This window comes from Pseudomonas sp. GM102 (assembly GCF_000282555.1).
Lineage (GTDB): Bacteria > Pseudomonadota > Gammaproteobacteria > Pseudomonadales > Pseudomonadaceae > Aquipseudomonas.
On the sequence record NZ_AKJB01000099.1, the window covers coordinates 15,379 to 29,967 of the forward strand.

Consider the following 14,589-nt stretch of genomic DNA (forward strand, 5'->3'; position numbering starts at 1 on the left):
CGCACGCGGGTTGTGGGAGCGGGCTTGCTCTAGTGCCAGTCAGTTAAGAGATAGAACAAGCGATGAGTAACCTGTGGCGAGGGAGCTTGCTCCCGCTGGGTCGCGAAGCGGCCCCCCTTATCCCCAAAAAGAGGGGGACTGCTTCGCAGTCCAACGGGAGCAAGCTCCCTCGCCACAAGGTCTGTATCACGCTTAACTGACTGGACGGATCGGTTACTTCGGTTGCGCCACCGTACGCAAATAAGGTTTCAGCGTTTTGAAGCCATCCGGATATTTCTTCCTGGCGTCCTCATCGGAGACCGAAGTGGGAATGATCACGTCCTCGCCCGGACGCCAGTTCACCGGGGTGGCGACGGTGTGCTTGGCGTTCAATTGCAGAGAATCGAGCAGACGCAGCACTTCATCGAAGTTGCGCCCGGCACTCATCGGGTAGATCAGCATCGCCTTGACCTTTTTGTCCGGGCCAATGATGAACACTGAACGCACCGTGGCGTTGTCCACGGCAGTCCGTGCGCCGCCACTGGCATTCGGATGAATCATGTCGTAGAGCTTCGCCACCACCAGGTTCTCGTCACCGATCATCGGATAGTTGACCGCATGCCCCTGGGTCTCTTCGATGTCTTTGGCCCAGGTCTGATGGTTACTGACAGGGTCGACGCTGAGCCCGACAATCTTGGTGTTGCGTTTATCGAACTCCGGCTTGAGCCCCGCCATGTAGCCAAGCTCAGTGGTGCACACCGGGGTGAAATCCTTGGGGTGCGAAAACAGGATCGCCCACTTGTCGCCGATCCACTCGTGGAAATGCAGCGGGCCTTCGGTGCTTTCGACGGTAAAGTCCGGTGCTTCGTCGCCAATACGGATTGCCATGTTCGTTCTCCTTACTGTTGAGTCGTAGGGAAGCCGCTGGCTGCTCCAACGGCATTCAGGATCTGCGTTGAACCTGTCAACGCGGATCAGTATAGGAGACGCCTGAACACAAGGGAGTTATCGCCGCGCCAACTCTACAGCCCTTGAACGACGGGGCCTTCAAGCCTTCGAGTTGCCTTCGACCGACATCGCAAGCCCGGTTGTCCTGGCCACCCAGTAGTAAAGAATGCCCGGCACCACCAGCCCGACGATCCAGGAAATATCGACGCCGCCGAGCTGCGCGACCATCGGTCCGGAATAGAAGTGCGTGTCGACAAAAGGCAGCTGGACCAGCACACCGAAGACATACACGCTGATCCCCAACACATTCCAGCGGCCATAGCGCCCCGCCGGGTCGGACAATGCGGGAATGTCATAGCGCTCTTTGTTGATGAAGTAATAATCCACCAGGTTGATCGCGCTCCACGGCGTGAAGAAGGTCAGCAAAAACAGGATGAAGTATTTGAACGTGGTGAGAAACGAGTGCTGCCCCAGCAATGCAAGCGCGGTGGACGCGCCGACAATCGCCAGCACAAACAGCATGCGTTTACCGGCGGATATCTCGAAGCCACGACGAAAGCCACTGATGATGGTGGCCACGCACATGAAGCTGCCATAAGCGTTGAGGGTCGACACCGTGACCTTACCGAACACCACGCTCAAGTACAGTAAGGAAGCGATCACGCCGGTACTGCCCAATCCAACGATGGTGGCAACTTCATGCCCGCGAAAACTCGTGCCCGCCAACGCAGCGGCGAATACTCCCAGCACCATGGACGCCTGAGCGCCCAGCACCGTCCCCAGGCCTACGGCGGTGAAGGTCTTCCAGGACGAGGTCTTGCTCGGCAGGTAGCGTGAGTAGTCGGCCACATAAGGGCCGAACGCGATCTGCCAGGACGCGGAAAGGGATACCGCCAGCAGGAAAGTACTCCAGCCGAAATGGCGATTTTCCAGCAACAGACCGATGTCGTTGAGCGTCATCAATCGGGTAAACAGGTAGACGAAGGCAATGATACCCAACACGCTGGCCACCCGTCCGACCAAGTGGATGACCCTATAACCGAAGATCGTCAGAAACGCGATGCAGGAGGCGAAAATCAGGATGCCGGCGCTGTCGCTGACGTCGATCAATTGGGCAATGGCCTGCCCCGACAGTACCGCGCCGGTGGCGCTGAAACCGAGGTACATCAGGCACACCAGCACAATCGGGATCGCCGCCCCATAGACGCCGAACTGCACGCGACTGGAGATCATCTGCGGCAACCCAAGCTTCGGCCCTTGTGCCGCGTGCAAGGCAACCACCGCACCGCCGAGCAACTGGCCGATCAGCAAACCAATCAGTGACCAGAACACATCGCCACCCAGCACCACGGCCAGAGCGCCGGTGACGATCGCGGTGATCTGCAGGTTGGCGCCGAGCCACAGGGTGAACTGGCTGTAGAGGCTGCCATGACGCTCGGCCTCGGGAATGTAATCGATCGAACGTGTCTCGATCAGGGGACTTCGCTGCTGACTATCGCTGACCTTGGTCATTACGGTGTTCTCTTCTGAGGGACAGACGGGTACGGATGTTCTGTGGCGAGCGAGCTTGCTCGCGCCGGGCTGCGAAGCGGCCCCAAAAGCGACGGCCGCTGCGCAACCGAACGGGGGCGAGCCCCCTCGCCACAAGCAAGCGCCCTCGCCACAATTGATCGCTTGACTGTTAACTGACTGACAGGGGTTTGAACGCTTAGAAGGCCTTGCTGGCACTGGCGACCACGGTGGCAGTGCACAGGTCGCCATAGCCGTACCAGCTCGCGCACTCGCTTTTCGACAGGTCGGTATCGATGTAGCTGAGGCCCCAGGTCACGCCCACGAGATCACGGGTCAGTTTGGCTTCCCACTCGGTGTAGGCATCACGGCTTTCACCGTTGGCGGACCAGAAAGCCGGGTCTTTGACATCGTTGCGACCCACGCGCAGGTCCAGGCCGATCTCGGCCGGCAATTCGATTTTGTAGCTGAGGTAGGTGTAAAGAGTGTCCTGATCCTCGCCAAAGAAGTTCGGCGTATCGTTTGAGTAGTTGGCGCCGAGCTTCACGCCATAAACGTCAAGAATGGCGTAGACCTCACTCATGTTGAATTGGCCTTCCTTTGGATAGTCGTACTTGATGTACCCCAGATCCAGACTGATTGCTTCGGTCGCCTGCCAGTAGTAGCCCGCGTAGTACTCGAGTTCCTGCCGGGTTTTGTAGGGGCCACCGAAATCGACATTCGAGGTCCAGGCGCCAATGTACAAACCGCTGCTGTGCACCAGCGTGGCACCGGCCTGAACCGCCGGATCCCCCAGGGTTTGCGAAATGCCACGGGTGCGGTAGTCACTGAAAACGCCCAGGGTCATGTCCAGGCTGAAGTCATCGTCAAGCGTCAGTGCCTGGCTGGTCAGGGGAGCCAATACAAGGCTGGCAAGGGTCAATGCTGAGCGTACGTTCATACAAGTCTCTTATTTTTATGGATCAGCGGGTGATGTCGGGCACGGCTCTGCCCTGCCCCTCGCAATGCGAGGAGCGGGAGCATTTTTTCGGTACTGCCGGCGGGTAGTCGTCAGGACGCGGGCGCGTAAACCTGCTTGCCAGCGAAGAAAGTCTTCAGGACCTTGGTGTCGAACAGCTCGTCGTCGCTGACCTTGAACACATCGCGGTCGAGGATGATCAAGTCGGCCTGTTTACCGGGCGCCAGCGAGCCAATCTGTTGCTCCAGCCGCAGGGCTTTGGCGGCATTGAGGGTGTAGGCGTAGAACATGGTCTGGCGATCAATGCTTTCTTTGGCATTCAACACACCCAGCGGCCCTTTGCGAGTGCTGGCCTGGGCGATGGCATTCCACGGGTTGGGGCTGGACACCGGCCAGTCACTGCCACCGGCGATGACCGCACCGGCGTTATGCAGGGACCCGGCGGGATACTGATAACCGTAAGCGAACGCGCTGATATACGGTTTGACCAACTCCACCGTGTAAGACTCGCCGGTGGCCCACAGCAGCTGCATGGAAGCGATCACGCCAAGCTGCTTGAAGCGCGGAAACTCCTTTGGATTGACCAGTTGCAGATGGGTAATGCTGTGGGCCATCGGTGTCGGGTTGAGTTTGCGCGCGTATTCAAAACCATTGAGTGACTCACGTACGGCACGGTCGCCGACCGCATGCATGTGCACAATCCAGTCACGCTTCTCCGCCGCTACCACCAATTCACCGAAGTGTGCCGGGTCGATCAGCAACTGACCGTTTTTATGACTGTTGCTGAAGGGAACGATCACCGCGGCCGTCTGCCCCGGAAACTCCAGAATGCCGTCAGCGAAGACCTTGATGCCAGGGAAGCTCAGGTTGGGCACGCCCTCGAATTTCTTCATCACCTTGGCCAGCACTTCCAGATCGGCCGGCCGGCTTTTTGGGTTAGCCAGCAGCAGCGCCGCGACGTGGGCATTGAGTTCGCCCTTCTGCGCCAGTTCGCGGTAAAGCGGTAGAACACCGTAACTCTGCTCGGTGGCCTGGAAATCGAACAGCGAATCACCACTTCCGGCATTCGCTGCCGCGTCCATCCAGGCGGTAACGCCATATTGATTATTGACCTTCACCGCCTCGCGAGCAGCCTTGAGCATGACCTCGTTGCCGGGCGCGGGGATCTGGCTGCGTACCTTGTCCCAGCGCGACTCGGCGAACAAACCATTGGGGGTGAAGTCCGCTGCGTGCCCCACGAAGCTGCGATCCTGTTCCGACAGACCTTTTACCAATGCCGCGTCGATCTTCAGACGCTTGAGCATCGCGTTGTTGGCCCAGCCGGTATGCCCGTCAATCCCGCTGAGGACCACCGGTTGGTCCGCCCAGCGTCCCTGATTGAAGCGCTGACCGAGCTCGCGGCTTTTCTCCCAATAGGCCGAACTCACCCCGGCAATGCTGATCACGTCACCGGCCCGTGCTCGCCCCGCTTCATCTTGCTCGATCACCCATTGCTCAAGGTCCGGCAACGGCTTTACTTCATCCAGCAGGTTGGCCCCCTGGCTGTTGAAGGCCGCAACGACCGGGTGACTATGGGTATCAATCATTCCAGGCATCAGCACTTTGCCCGCCAGATCGATTCGTTGCGTCTGGGCATCGGCCAGGGCGTTGATCTCGGCATTGCTGCCCACTTTAAGAATCTTGCCGTCTTGCACCGCCACGGCCTGAACCAGTGCTTGACCGGGTTCGGCGGTAAAGACCTTGCCGTTGAACAGCACAAGATCAGCGGCGGCCATGGCCTGCGCCGAGGAAAGGGCCAGGGCTGCGGCCAACAGGTTGGGAATGAATAGTTGCATCGGAACACTCTCTTGTTTTTATTGGGCGATTCGGGATGTGGACGCTTGTGACAATGCCTTCGGATCAAGTCCAACAAACGGCGCCTTGGCCCACACGACCTTGCCGCCGACCACCGTCAGCAGCACCTCGTTTCGGCCCAGCTCATCCTCCGGCACCTGCATGAAGTTCTTGTCCAGCACGATCAAGTCGGCGAACTTTCCAACCTCGACCGAACCGACGACAGCCTCCAGTTTCAGTTGCTCGGCGGCGTTCATGGTGATGGTGCGCAGCACGTCGGTACGCGACAGCGCCGGGTCGGCATTCAACCTGCCGGCATACTTGGGGCCGTAGCTGTGCGGGTTCAGCGGATCGCCTGAACGGGTGACACCGATCTTCAGCGCCAGGAATTCATCGAGCGGGTCGACGGGCCAGTCGCTGCCATAAGCAACCCGGCCACCCGCGCGGCTGATACTGCCCGATGGTTCCATACGGGCAAAACGCGTCGGGCCGAGATGATCGCTGGTGCCGTCGACCGTGGACGGCGCCTGCTGGGCCCACTGGAACGACATGTTGGCGGTCACATCCAGCGCCTTGAAGCGTGCATAGTCAGCGGGGTCCACCGACTCGGCGTGAGTAATAGCCGGACGAAAACCGTTGCCAGGCAGTTGCTGGCGCACGTATTCGATACCGTTCAACGAGTCACGCACCGCTCGGTCCCCAGTGGCGTGAAGGTGCGGATCGAGGCCGGCCTGCACCGCTTGCAACAGCAGCGGATTGAGCACTTGCGGCGGGAAATACAGCTCACCGATATTCTTGCCAGGCGTCCACTTGGGCGCGACATCGGTGCCGGCATTGCGCAGGTACGGCGTCAACATTGCCCCGGTATCCGCTGGAGCGTTGATGATGCCGTCCATGAACAATTTGACGTGACGCATGCTCACACCCGGCGCGACTTTGGCTTCGCCCTGGTCGTAGGTGTTGGCCAATGCCTTGGCCTGGGCAATGGTTTTCGCCGGGTCTGCAGCGGCGGCGGCAGGGTCGAGTTTGATCGCCAACAAGGCCCGTGCGGTCAACTCGCCCGACTGTTGCAGGGTGGTAAACGCTTTGCCATTTTCAGACCCCGACAAGGCATCGAAGAAACTGGTGATGCCTTGCTGGCGCATGGCATCGAGCGCCGCGCGAGTCTGGTTGAGTTTTTCTGCGTCGCTGGCTGGCGGCACCACGGCGGCCATGGCATCGGCGGCACCGTCTTCGCAGATACCGGTCGGGTTGCCGGCGCTGTCGCGCACGTACTTGCCATCACCCGGATTGGCCGTGTGCTTGTTGATACCCGCGACCGCCAGGCCGCGAGAGTTGGTCAGCACGGTATGGAAGTCGGTAGAACGGACCTGAATCGGGCGAGTGGTCTTGAGTGCATCCAGCGTCGATTTGTCGGGATCGCCGTCGAGCCCGGTCATGCCCATGCGGTCCCAGCTGCCTACCTCAAGCCAGACATCGGGGCCCTTGCCCTTGTCGGCATCCAGACACGCCTGAATGGTTTCCTGGAAAACCTTGCGGGTCATCGTCTGGTATTTCAGGTCGCACAACGTCATGGCGCGACCGCCGTCCCCCGGATGCATGTGCGCATCGACGAAGCCGGGCATCAACATGCGCCCCGCCAGATCGATCAGCTGTGTCTGCGTGCCGATGTACGAGGCAACACCTTCATCGCTACCGACATAGACGATCTTCCCGCCCGTGACGGCGATCGCCTGTTGCACCGAGTTCTTGCCATCGACGGTGTAGACATAGCCATTGCGCATCACCATGTCAGCCGGTGTCGAACCCTGTGTCTGACACCCCACCAGCGCCATGCAGGAAAATGCCGTTGTCGACGCAACGGCGATAAACAGCCTGGAAAATTTCAACTGCCTCACCTCTATTTTTATAGTTTTGGAAGTGGCCCGAACAGACGGCCGCAAGCCTCTGATATGCAGGGCATACCCTATAGGGCGCAGGCGTCGGATGGACCTCTACAAATGAGGAGGGGTGAGGCAATTAGATGACAGGGATCCGATCAGGTGTGGAGGCGGAACCTGTGGGCGGGCTTGCTCGCGAAGACGGCGGCATAGTCAACATTGATCGAAGAGGCTTGTTTAAAAGACCTCAAAGTTACGTCCTGAAAGCTACAAAACCTTGCGCCGTTGCCTACGGCTGCACCAGAATCCGCCGGCTTGTGCGGCTATGGGGCGGGCTATATCGTTTCCCTGTCACTGAAAAACAGTGATCGGGTTTGGTAGCCCGCCTTGTAACAGCCGTATGGCAACACCTTATGCCGTCTCTTTTTTTGGACTCTGCTTTATGGTGGTCATGCGTGGGGCTCCTTTGTGAGCGCCGGGTTTCCTGTTGCAGCCGGTCTACCAACCCGCGTATGGCCGCCACCCTTCGTTTGGTAGCGAGGGTGATGGCTCCTTAAAATCTGCAACAAGGAGTTTTCATCTATGTTCAAGGTAACGCCAAACCCACCAGACGCCGATCCGATTTCCCCATACGAACCCGATTCAAAAAAGCTCAACGAGGCCGCCGAACGCGCCCTCAACTTCCACTTCCCGTCGAATGCCGACATCAAAGCCACCGCGCGTACACCCAGCACTATGTTTTCCGTGGACCCACAGGTTACAGCCGAAACCCTGGCGGTTTTTTTGGTCGAGACGCTGGCCTCGGTCGATGTGATGGTCCATCAGTTGGTGGATCATCTGGAGGGTGAGTCGCGCTACGCCCTGCTGGGCATTTCAAACAGCATCATGGTGGCGGAGATCACGGCGAACCGGGTGCTGGATAAAATCAATACACCTTAGAAATGTGAGCTCCATTCCTTTTTTTGTAGGAGCGAGGCTTGCCCGCGAAGAACGATAACGCGGTGTGCCAGACCTGACGCCTTCGCGGGCAAGTCGGATCGCCGCACCGCTCGCTCCTACAAAGGGTGTGTTACAGGCAAACGTTGTTGGACTAGGTCTTTCCTGCCATTTGGCACTATAGTTCATGCCAGATGACAGAACAGCGGAGACTGCCATGAGCGCCAAGAAAAAAGATGTCGTAGTCGACGAGGCTGTCAAAGATGCCAGCCAAAAAACAAAGGTTAAACCACGCGAATCCGACGTTGCCGTAACCGTCTTGAGTAATGGCATGGCAATGCCGGGGTCGAGTCGCGTGCCCCCAATGGTTGCGGTCTTGCTTTCTGGAAAAAATAGCGATGATCGTATGGAGATTTACAGGGCCGTTAAAAACGGTTTCCCGCTGCAGTCGGTGCTCGACATGATCGAAAACAGCGAGGTGTATAAGCAACGCGGCGTGCTGTCGAAAATCGTTGGCGCCTCTGATCGCACGCTTGCGCGGCGGTTGAAAACGCCCAATGAAGCGTTGACCGCGGAGCAAAGCACGCGAGCGCTCAACTATGCGGAGGTCTTGGAAAAGGCAACGGATGTGCTGGGTTCGCGTGAGCTTGCCGAACAGTGGATGGTCAAACCTGCGCGGGGCCTGGATGGTGAGGTCCCCATCGACTTGATTTCAAATTCGGTCGGGTATGAGTTGGTGACTGACTTTCTGACGCGCATTGAGTACGGGGTCTATTGATGGCTAAAGACCCTTTGAGCAGTGAGATTCACTTCTGGCGCCTGGATCCTGCTGAGTACGCCCCCAGCTGGAATTCGGGTATTGGGGCTGAAAAGGTGGGTGGGCGCTGGAACCCTAAAGGTATGGCCACGGTTTATGCAGCCTTGGATGCCTCTACGGCCATCCTCGAAGTTGCGGTGCATAAAGATTTCGATGCGCTGGATTGCAAGCCCCATCGTCTTACGCAGGCCCGTGTGCTGAACCCTTCCAGGATTTATGTGGTGCAGCCCGACAGCATCGCAAACTCCAATTGGCTGGTACCGGGTACCCCGAGTCGCAGCCAGCAACAGTTCGGTGCGGACCTGTTAAGTGTGTACCCTTTTGTGTTGGTCCCTTCTAGTGTCTCGCCGCATAGCTGGAATTTGTTGATGAACCCGCAATTGGCTAATGGGTTGTACGAACTGGTGTTGCAAGAGCCTTTTGCCCTTGATGGGCGGCTTAATAAGCCTTCGCCATAAAGGTGCCTTCGCTGACGCCTTCGCGGGCGAGTCGGATCGCCGCACCGCTCGCTCCTACAGGGGGCGTGTTGTAGGCGGATTTAATCGCGGCGCGTCGCATCCGCAAGCGAGGTCGCGGAACGCAGGACTGAACCCAGTTCCACCTTGCTCTTCACGCCCAGTTGCAGGTAGCAGTTGCGCAGATAGGTGCGCACTGTCGCAGGGCTCAATTCAAGGATTTTGGCAATCTCCTTGTAGGAATGGCCGGCGGCGAACAGCATCGCTGCCGTTCGCTCGCGTGGCGCAAGCATCGCCCCGCGCGACTGGGCTTCGAGCGACAGGATAACGTGCTCGGCGTTAGGGCTCAGTGTCAGGGCGCAGCGACCCAGGCGCATCACGCAGGGTGCCTTTTGCAGTTGCGCGATCACCTGCGCGGGAAGCATTGAACCGTTCCAGCCGGGTAACTCACGTTCAATGGCTGCACACAGCGTTGCCCCCACGTACAACAAACTACCGTCCATGCGCGCGACGCCAAAGTCCGACGCCCCGTTGCCCGTGTCGAAGCGGATCATGTCCTGCACCTGGAATCGCCACAGCTGCAAAAGGTGGTCGCAGAAGGCCGAAAACAGATCGGCCTCGTTGTCGTTGAAAGCCGAGGCATCAATGCCTCGATAGAGACAGACGAAGAACATCAAGCCGCTTTCGGGTAACTCGAAGGTGATGCACATCAGGTAGTAGAGGTCGTGGCGCCGAGCGAAGGCGTTCACTTCTTCATTGGGGTCGGTGAAGCCGCTGTCGCGCACGACCTCACCGGGTCGACTCATGGTGTCTTGGGAGAATTTATCGTTGCGCGCACACGTGTGCCACTCGGCGGCAAACGACTCGGGCAGATTGATTCGCCCGTGCATCCAGTTTCTGGGCGAAACATCGACGCCTGACCCGGACATCTCGCCCCACCAGGCCGAAGCGAAGGGCACCAGTTGGCTGAATGCCTGCAGGCCGTCTGTGATAAACCGGGATGCACCGCGATCTCGGGCAAGACGCCCCAGGTGCAATACGCAAAGATTGAACGCTTGCAGCGTTGCCATCGACGCCTTGGCGCCGACCCCATCACCCTCCTCCATCGCTCTGATCCTGTTCGCTGCATGGCGTATTATTTTTTTGACCATGCCATAGGCGCAGCGATTGCGTCCAGCCCTGGCGCGCTAGCTCGCCCGCCATGGGGGGCCGGCGCTGTTTTCAGATTTTGATTTCACTGGCCGGCATCACGTCAATCCGCGCCACGGAGCCGGTCAGGTGCGCCAGATCCTTGTTGTGTTCGGCGATGATGTCTTCGGCGCTCATCGCGCCGTTGTGGATGGTGGAATGGGCGTCGGCCACCAGCACGACGTCGTAGCCCAATTGATGCGCCTGGCGAACGGTGGCGTTGACGCAGTAGTCGGTTTGCAGGCCGCAGATGATCAGGCGGTCGGCGTCCAGCTCTTGCAGCTGTTCATGCAAGTGGGTCTGGTAGAACGAATCCGGGGTGGTTTTGCGCACGCGCAGGTCTTGAGGTGAAGTCTTCAGACCGTCGGCCAGTTGCCAGCCTTCGCTGCCGTGTTGCAACAGGTCGCCCTCTTCTTCGTGCTGAATAAGGATGACCGGGATGTTGGCGGCCCGGGCTTTGGTGCTGAGGTTGTTGATGGTGTCGATGACTCGATTGATGTCGAAGCATTCATACTCGCCGGTGCACAGCGCGCGTTGGACATCGATGATCAGGAGTGCGGTGCTCATGGCTTCCTTCCTTGATAAGTCGGTGGCTCGGAGACGGATTTCAACTCCCTTCTTCATGTAGCAATTGTCTAGCTGACGAGGCTGTGTTCGAGCTCCTACGGGGATCGGGGCCACCCGGGAGTTCAGGTGGCCGGTGATCGCCTGTTTCAGTAACCGAGTGACAACCCGGTATTACGCCGTGGATCGTTCGCGCCATAGAAGCGGTTCTTGCCCACTGGCTTGCCTTCCAGCGAAGGCGCACCTACCAGAATAGCTGCGATATGGTTGGGGTCCTGCGGCCCGGCAAATTTGTGCCCCCAGCTTTCGAGCATCTTCTTGGTGTCCGGGCTGGTGGCGAAGCTCTCCAGGTTGGTTTCTTCCGGCAGCCATTGCTGGTGGAAGCGCGGCGCATCCACCGCTTCCTGGATGTTCATGCCGTAGTCGATCACGTTGAGGATGGTCAGCAGGGTTGCAGTGATGATGCGGCTGCCACCGGGAGTGCCGACGACCATGACGACTTTGCCGTCCTTGGTGACGATGGTCGGGCTCATGGACGACAGCGGCGCTTTGCCAGGGGCGATGGCGTTGGCTTCGCCCTGCACCAGACCGTACATGTTCGGCACGCCGATTTTCGAGGTGAAGTCGTCCATTTCATCGTTGAGGATGACCCCGGTTTTGCTCGCCATGACGCCGGCGCCGAACCAATCGTTGAGGGTGTAGGTCACCGACACCGCATTGCCCCATTTGTCGACGATCGAGTAATGGGTGGTGTTGCTGCCTTCGTGGGGCGCTACGCCGGGTTTGATCTCGCGGGACACGCCGGCCTTTTGCGGATCGATGACTTCGCGGATTTTGGTCGCGTAGTTTTTATCCAGTAAATGGGCGATCGGATTTTTCACGAAGTCCGGGTCGCCGAGGTAGCTGTTGCGGTCCACATACGCGTGACGCATCGCTTCGATCTGGTAGTGCATCGCCTGAGCCGAGCGGAAGCCCAGGTCTTTCATCGGGTAGCCGTCGAGGATGTTCATGATCTCGCAGATCACCACACCACCGGAGCTTGGCGGTGGTGCCGAGACCACGTGATAGCCACGGTAATCGCACTCGATCGGCGCCAGTTCGCGGGTCTGGTATTTGTCGAGGTCGGCCTGGGTGATGATGCCCTTGTTGGCCTGACTGGAAGTGACGATGGCGTCGGCCACCCAGCCTTTATAGAAACCGTCGGCGCCCTTCTCGGAAATTTCCCGCAGGGTTTTGCTCAAGTCTTTTTGTACGAGTTTCTGGCCTACCTGCATCGGCTCGCCATTGCTCAGGAAGATCGAGCCCGAGTCGCGCATGTCTTTCTTGAAGACGTCAGTGGCGTACTCCAGCAAGTCGACATCGCCCTGCTCCAGCACAAAACCGTCTTCGGCAAGCTTGATGGCCGGGGCGATCACTTCCTTGCGGGGTTTGGTACCGTATTTCTTCAGGGCCAGTTCCATGCCCGAGACGGTGCCCGGCACGCCAACGGCAAGATGGCCGCGGGTGCTCAGGTCCGGGATGACGTTGCCCGCTTTGTCGAGGTACATGTCGGGGGTCGCGGCCAGCGGGGCTTTTTCACGGAAGTCGAGGAAGGTCTTGCGCCCGTCCGCCAATTGAATCGTCATGAAACCACCGCCACCCAGGTTGCCCGCCGCGGGGTACACCACCGCCAGCGCATAACCTACCGCAACGGCGGCATCGACGGCGTTGCCGCCATTCTTGAGCACATCGACGCCAACGTGGCTGGCCAGATGCTGAGCGGTGACGACCATGCCGTTTTCGGCTGCGACCGGGGCGACGGAGGCCGCGTGGGCGGTCAGGCAGCTCAGCGCCAATGCGGTTGCCACGAGCGATTTGGTAAAAGGTTCGAACTTCATGAGTCGGTCTCTTTTTGTTTTTAGGTTCTGTTCAAAAAACAGAGGGAACGGTTCAAGAGCAGTAGGCAAGTATGGCTGGGATTGCGTATTGCGCCTCCCCGACGAGGCAGTATGCTGGGCCCCCTGTTCAGCATTTTTACGGAGTCCGCCGGCATGTCCTACACCTTCACCACCCTGGCGTCTCCGGTCGGCGAATTGAAACTGGTGGCGAAAGGCGCGCGACTGGCGGCCATCCTCTGGGAAAACGACAAACCGGGCCGGGTAAGGCTGGGGCCGATGACTGAAGCAGCGGACAACCCGATCCTGGTGCGCACCGCACAGCAATTGCAGGAATACTTCGCCGGCACGCGTAACCGTTTCGAATTGGAGCTGGATTTTGCCGGGACGGAATTTCAGCAGAAGGTATGGCAGGCGTTACTGACCATTCCGTTTGGCGAAACGCGCAGCTACAGCGAGATTGCCCGGCAGATCGGCAATCCCAGTGCGGTTCGCGCGGTGGGTGCGGCTAATGGCAAGAATCCGATTTCGATTATCGCGCCGTGTCATCGAGTGATCGGTGCGTCGGGGAAACTGACGGGGTTTGCCGGTGGGCTTGAGGCGAAAGAGCGGTTGCTGACGCTGGAGGGCTGCGAATGGTCAGGGACCGGCAAGATGGATGATTTGTTTTTGAGCTGATGAGCCCTTGTGGCGAGGGAGCTTGCTCCCGCTCCAGTGCGTAGCGCTGGCAAAATCTTCGACAAGGGGCGTTTCACGCCCAGCGCGACCAAGCTCGCTCGCCACAAAACGCACAGTTTCAAAAAGACAGGGAACATCTCACAGCAATTGCCTAAATCGCCGCCCGTAATTCCCGTGGCGACAAGCCATAGTGTGAGCGAAAGCGCACTGCAAAACGCGAGGCCGAGGCATAGCCGCTGGCACCGGCAATTTCACCGATGGGACGAGACGTGGTTTGCAACCATTGCAGCGCCGTCGCCAGTCGAACGTTTTCCAGGATATTCCTGAAACTATCCCCCTCATTGGCCAGTTGGCGACGCAAAGTCGATTCACCAAGGTTCAGGTGTTGTGCGACGTGCGCAACAGTCCAGTCTCTCTCCGGGCAGCTCATTACCAGTTGCTGCACCCGTTCGCAGAGTGGATCGTTGCGATCCATCAGCAACGGTCCAGCCTGGCCGCCGAGGCACAGGCTCAGAAGCACCGCTTCCCCATAGTGGGTGCGTAATGCATCCGGAGCATCCGCATTGATGGCCGCCAATAACTGATCCCATGCCTGTGTGGTATGCCTGTCCAGAGGGACACATAGGTCTGTCTTCTGGGCATGGCGATGGCTGATGATCTGCTGGCCGTATCGGCTGCTGAAGTTACGCAGTGTCGAACCGGGAAAGGTCACCACATCGGCAATGTAGTGACCGTGAAGGCCGGGAAAATTCGAGATGCCAAGCTCGCGCCCGGCCGGCATCAGAATCAGATGCTGCGGCCCTGCACGCATTTCCCGGTCATCCCATTGCAGCAGTTTTTCCCCCTGCCGCACTCGACACAAGGCGGTAGCGAATATCGGCACCCGTTGCAATGTATGGGGCTGTCGCGCCCGTATGACACACGCATCGATAATGTTTTCCCGGTGCTGTATGCCGAAACAAGGGCGCAT

The 14,589-nt window shown here is 58.8% G+C and carries 13 protein-coding genes; 4 read left to right on the forward strand and 9 right to left on the reverse strand.

The genetic code is table 11. The features are described 5' to 3' along the window. Nucleotides 1-213: 213 nt before the first annotated feature. The 5 genes from PMI18_RS06660 to PMI18_RS06640 form a co-directional block, all read right to left on the reverse strand. Entirely contained in the window at nt 214-867 is a 654-nt protein-coding gene (locus PMI18_RS06660; RefSeq protein WP_007904854.1) for a peroxiredoxin, read from the reverse strand. Nucleotides 868-1,026: 159 nt separating this feature from the next. Then, a complete protein-coding gene (locus PMI18_RS06655) occupies nt 1,027-2,439 on the reverse strand; it encodes a purine-cytosine permease family protein (RefSeq protein WP_007904855.1) in 1,413 nt (470 codons plus the stop codon). A 196-nt stretch (nt 2,440-2,635) separates the two neighbouring features. Then, nucleotides 2,636-3,376 carry a TorF family putative porin gene (locus tag PMI18_RS06650; RefSeq protein WP_007904856.1) on the reverse strand — a complete coding sequence of 247 codons (741 nt, stop codon included), beginning with the start codon at nt 3,374-3,376 and terminating at the stop codon, nt 2,636-2,638. A 110-nt stretch (nt 3,377-3,486) separates the two neighbouring features. After that, on the reverse strand, nt 3,487-5,229 hold the full coding sequence (locus tag PMI18_RS06645; protein WP_007904858.1) for an amidohydrolase: 1,743 nt from the start codon (nt 5,227-5,229) through the stop codon (nt 3,487-3,489). A gap of 18 nt (nt 5,230-5,247) precedes the next feature. After that, nucleotides 5,248-7,116, reverse strand: coding sequence for an amidohydrolase (locus PMI18_RS06640; protein WP_007904859.1), 1,869 nt, complete (start codon nt 7,114-7,116; stop codon nt 5,248-5,250). Nucleotides 7,117-7,689: 573 nt separating this feature from the next. Here PMI18_RS06640 and PMI18_RS06635 point away from each other — a divergent pair. The 3 genes from PMI18_RS06635 (at nt 7,690) to PMI18_RS06630 (ending at nt 9,318) form a co-directional block, all read left to right on the forward strand. Continuing rightward, nucleotides 7,690-8,046, forward strand: coding sequence for a DUF6124 family protein (locus PMI18_RS06635; protein WP_007904860.1), 357 nt, complete (start codon nt 7,690-7,692; stop codon nt 8,044-8,046). A 214-nt stretch (nt 8,047-8,260) separates the two neighbouring features. Further along, a complete protein-coding gene (gene parS, locus PMI18_RS0129735; RefSeq protein ID WP_007904861.1) occupies nt 8,261-8,821 on the forward strand; it encodes a type II RES/Xre toxin-antitoxin system antitoxin in 561 nt (186 codons plus the stop codon). After that, nucleotides 8,821-9,318, forward strand: coding sequence for an RES family NAD+ phosphorylase (locus PMI18_RS06630; protein ID WP_007904864.1), 498 nt, complete (start codon nt 8,821-8,823; stop codon nt 9,316-9,318). Before parS ends, PMI18_RS06630 begins: the two co-directional genes overlap by 1 nt. Nucleotides 9,319-9,398: 80 nt before the next feature. On the opposite strand, the gene PMI18_RS06625 is transcribed toward PMI18_RS06630, so the two are convergent. The 3 genes from PMI18_RS06625 to ggt all read right to left on the reverse strand — a co-directional run bounded on the left by PMI18_RS06625 (nt 9,399) and on the right by ggt (nt 12,944). Next, nucleotides 9,399-10,421 (reverse strand): helix-turn-helix transcriptional regulator, encoded by a 1,023-nt coding sequence (locus tag PMI18_RS06625; protein WP_007904866.1) that lies wholly within the window; start codon nt 10,419-10,421, stop codon nt 9,399-9,401. Nucleotides 10,422-10,536: 115 nt separating this feature from the next. Further along, nucleotides 10,537-11,070 carry a cysteine hydrolase family protein gene (locus PMI18_RS06620; RefSeq protein ID WP_007904868.1) on the reverse strand — a complete coding sequence of 178 codons (534 nt, stop codon included), beginning with the start codon at nt 11,068-11,070 and terminating at the stop codon, nt 10,537-10,539. A 146-nt stretch (nt 11,071-11,216) separates the two neighbouring features. Further along, nucleotides 11,217-12,944 (reverse strand): gamma-glutamyltransferase, encoded by a 1,728-nt coding sequence (gene ggt, locus PMI18_RS06615; protein WP_007904870.1) that lies wholly within the window; start codon nt 12,942-12,944, stop codon nt 11,217-11,219. A gap of 153 nt (nt 12,945-13,097) precedes the next feature. Here ggt and PMI18_RS06610 point away from each other — a divergent pair, with 153 nt between their 5' ends. Continuing rightward, nucleotides 13,098-13,619 carry a methylated-DNA--[protein]-cysteine S-methyltransferase gene (locus PMI18_RS06610; protein WP_033036799.1) on the forward strand — a complete coding sequence of 174 codons (522 nt, stop codon included), beginning with the start codon at nt 13,098-13,100 and terminating at the stop codon, nt 13,617-13,619. A gap of 151 nt (nt 13,620-13,770) precedes the next feature. Here PMI18_RS06610 and PMI18_RS06605 read toward each other — a convergent pair whose 3' ends face one another. Beyond that, nucleotides 13,771-14,589, reverse strand: coding sequence for a helix-turn-helix transcriptional regulator (locus PMI18_RS06605; RefSeq protein WP_007904881.1), 819 nt, complete (start codon nt 14,587-14,589; stop codon nt 13,771-13,773).

Excerpts from the sequence above, each read along its gene's own strand:
- PMI18_RS06660 (WP_007904854.1), bottom strand. The coding sequence starts at position 867 with ATGGCAATCCGTATTGGCGACGAAGCACCGGACTTTACCGTCGAAAGC.
- PMI18_RS06655 (WP_007904855.1), bottom strand. The coding sequence starts at position 2,439 with ATGACCAAGGTCAGCGATAGTCAGCAGCGAAGTCCCCTGATCGAGACA.
- PMI18_RS06650 (WP_007904856.1), bottom strand. The coding sequence starts at position 3,376 with ATGAACGTACGCTCAGCATTGACCCTTGCCAGCCTTGTATTGGCTCCC.
- PMI18_RS06645 (WP_007904858.1), bottom strand. The coding sequence starts at position 5,229 with ATGCAACTATTCATTCCCAACCTGTTGGCCGCAGCCCTGGCCCTTTCC.
- PMI18_RS06635 (WP_007904860.1), top strand. The coding sequence starts at position 7,690 with ATGTTCAAGGTAACGCCAAACCCACCAGACGCCGATCCGATTTCCCCA.
- parS (WP_007904861.1), top strand. The coding sequence starts at position 8,261 with ATGAGCGCCAAGAAAAAAGATGTCGTAGTCGACGAGGCTGTCAAAGAT.
- PMI18_RS06630 (WP_007904864.1), top strand. The coding sequence starts at position 8,821 with ATGGCTAAAGACCCTTTGAGCAGTGAGATTCACTTCTGGCGCCTGGAT.
- PMI18_RS06625 (WP_007904866.1), bottom strand. The coding sequence starts at position 10,421 with ATGGAGGAGGGTGATGGGGTCGGCGCCAAGGCGTCGATGGCAACGCTG.
- PMI18_RS06620 (WP_007904868.1), bottom strand. The coding sequence starts at position 11,070 with ATGAGCACCGCACTCCTGATCATCGATGTCCAACGCGCGCTGTGCACC.
- ggt (WP_007904870.1), bottom strand. The coding sequence starts at position 12,944 with ATGAAGTTCGAACCTTTTACCAAATCGCTCGTGGCAACCGCATTGGCG.
- PMI18_RS06610 (WP_033036799.1), top strand. The coding sequence starts at position 13,098 with ATGTCCTACACCTTCACCACCCTGGCGTCTCCGGTCGGCGAATTGAAA.
- PMI18_RS06605 (WP_007904881.1), bottom strand. The coding sequence starts at position 14,589 with ATGCGCCCTTGTTTCGGCATACAGCACCGGGAAAACATTATCGATGCG.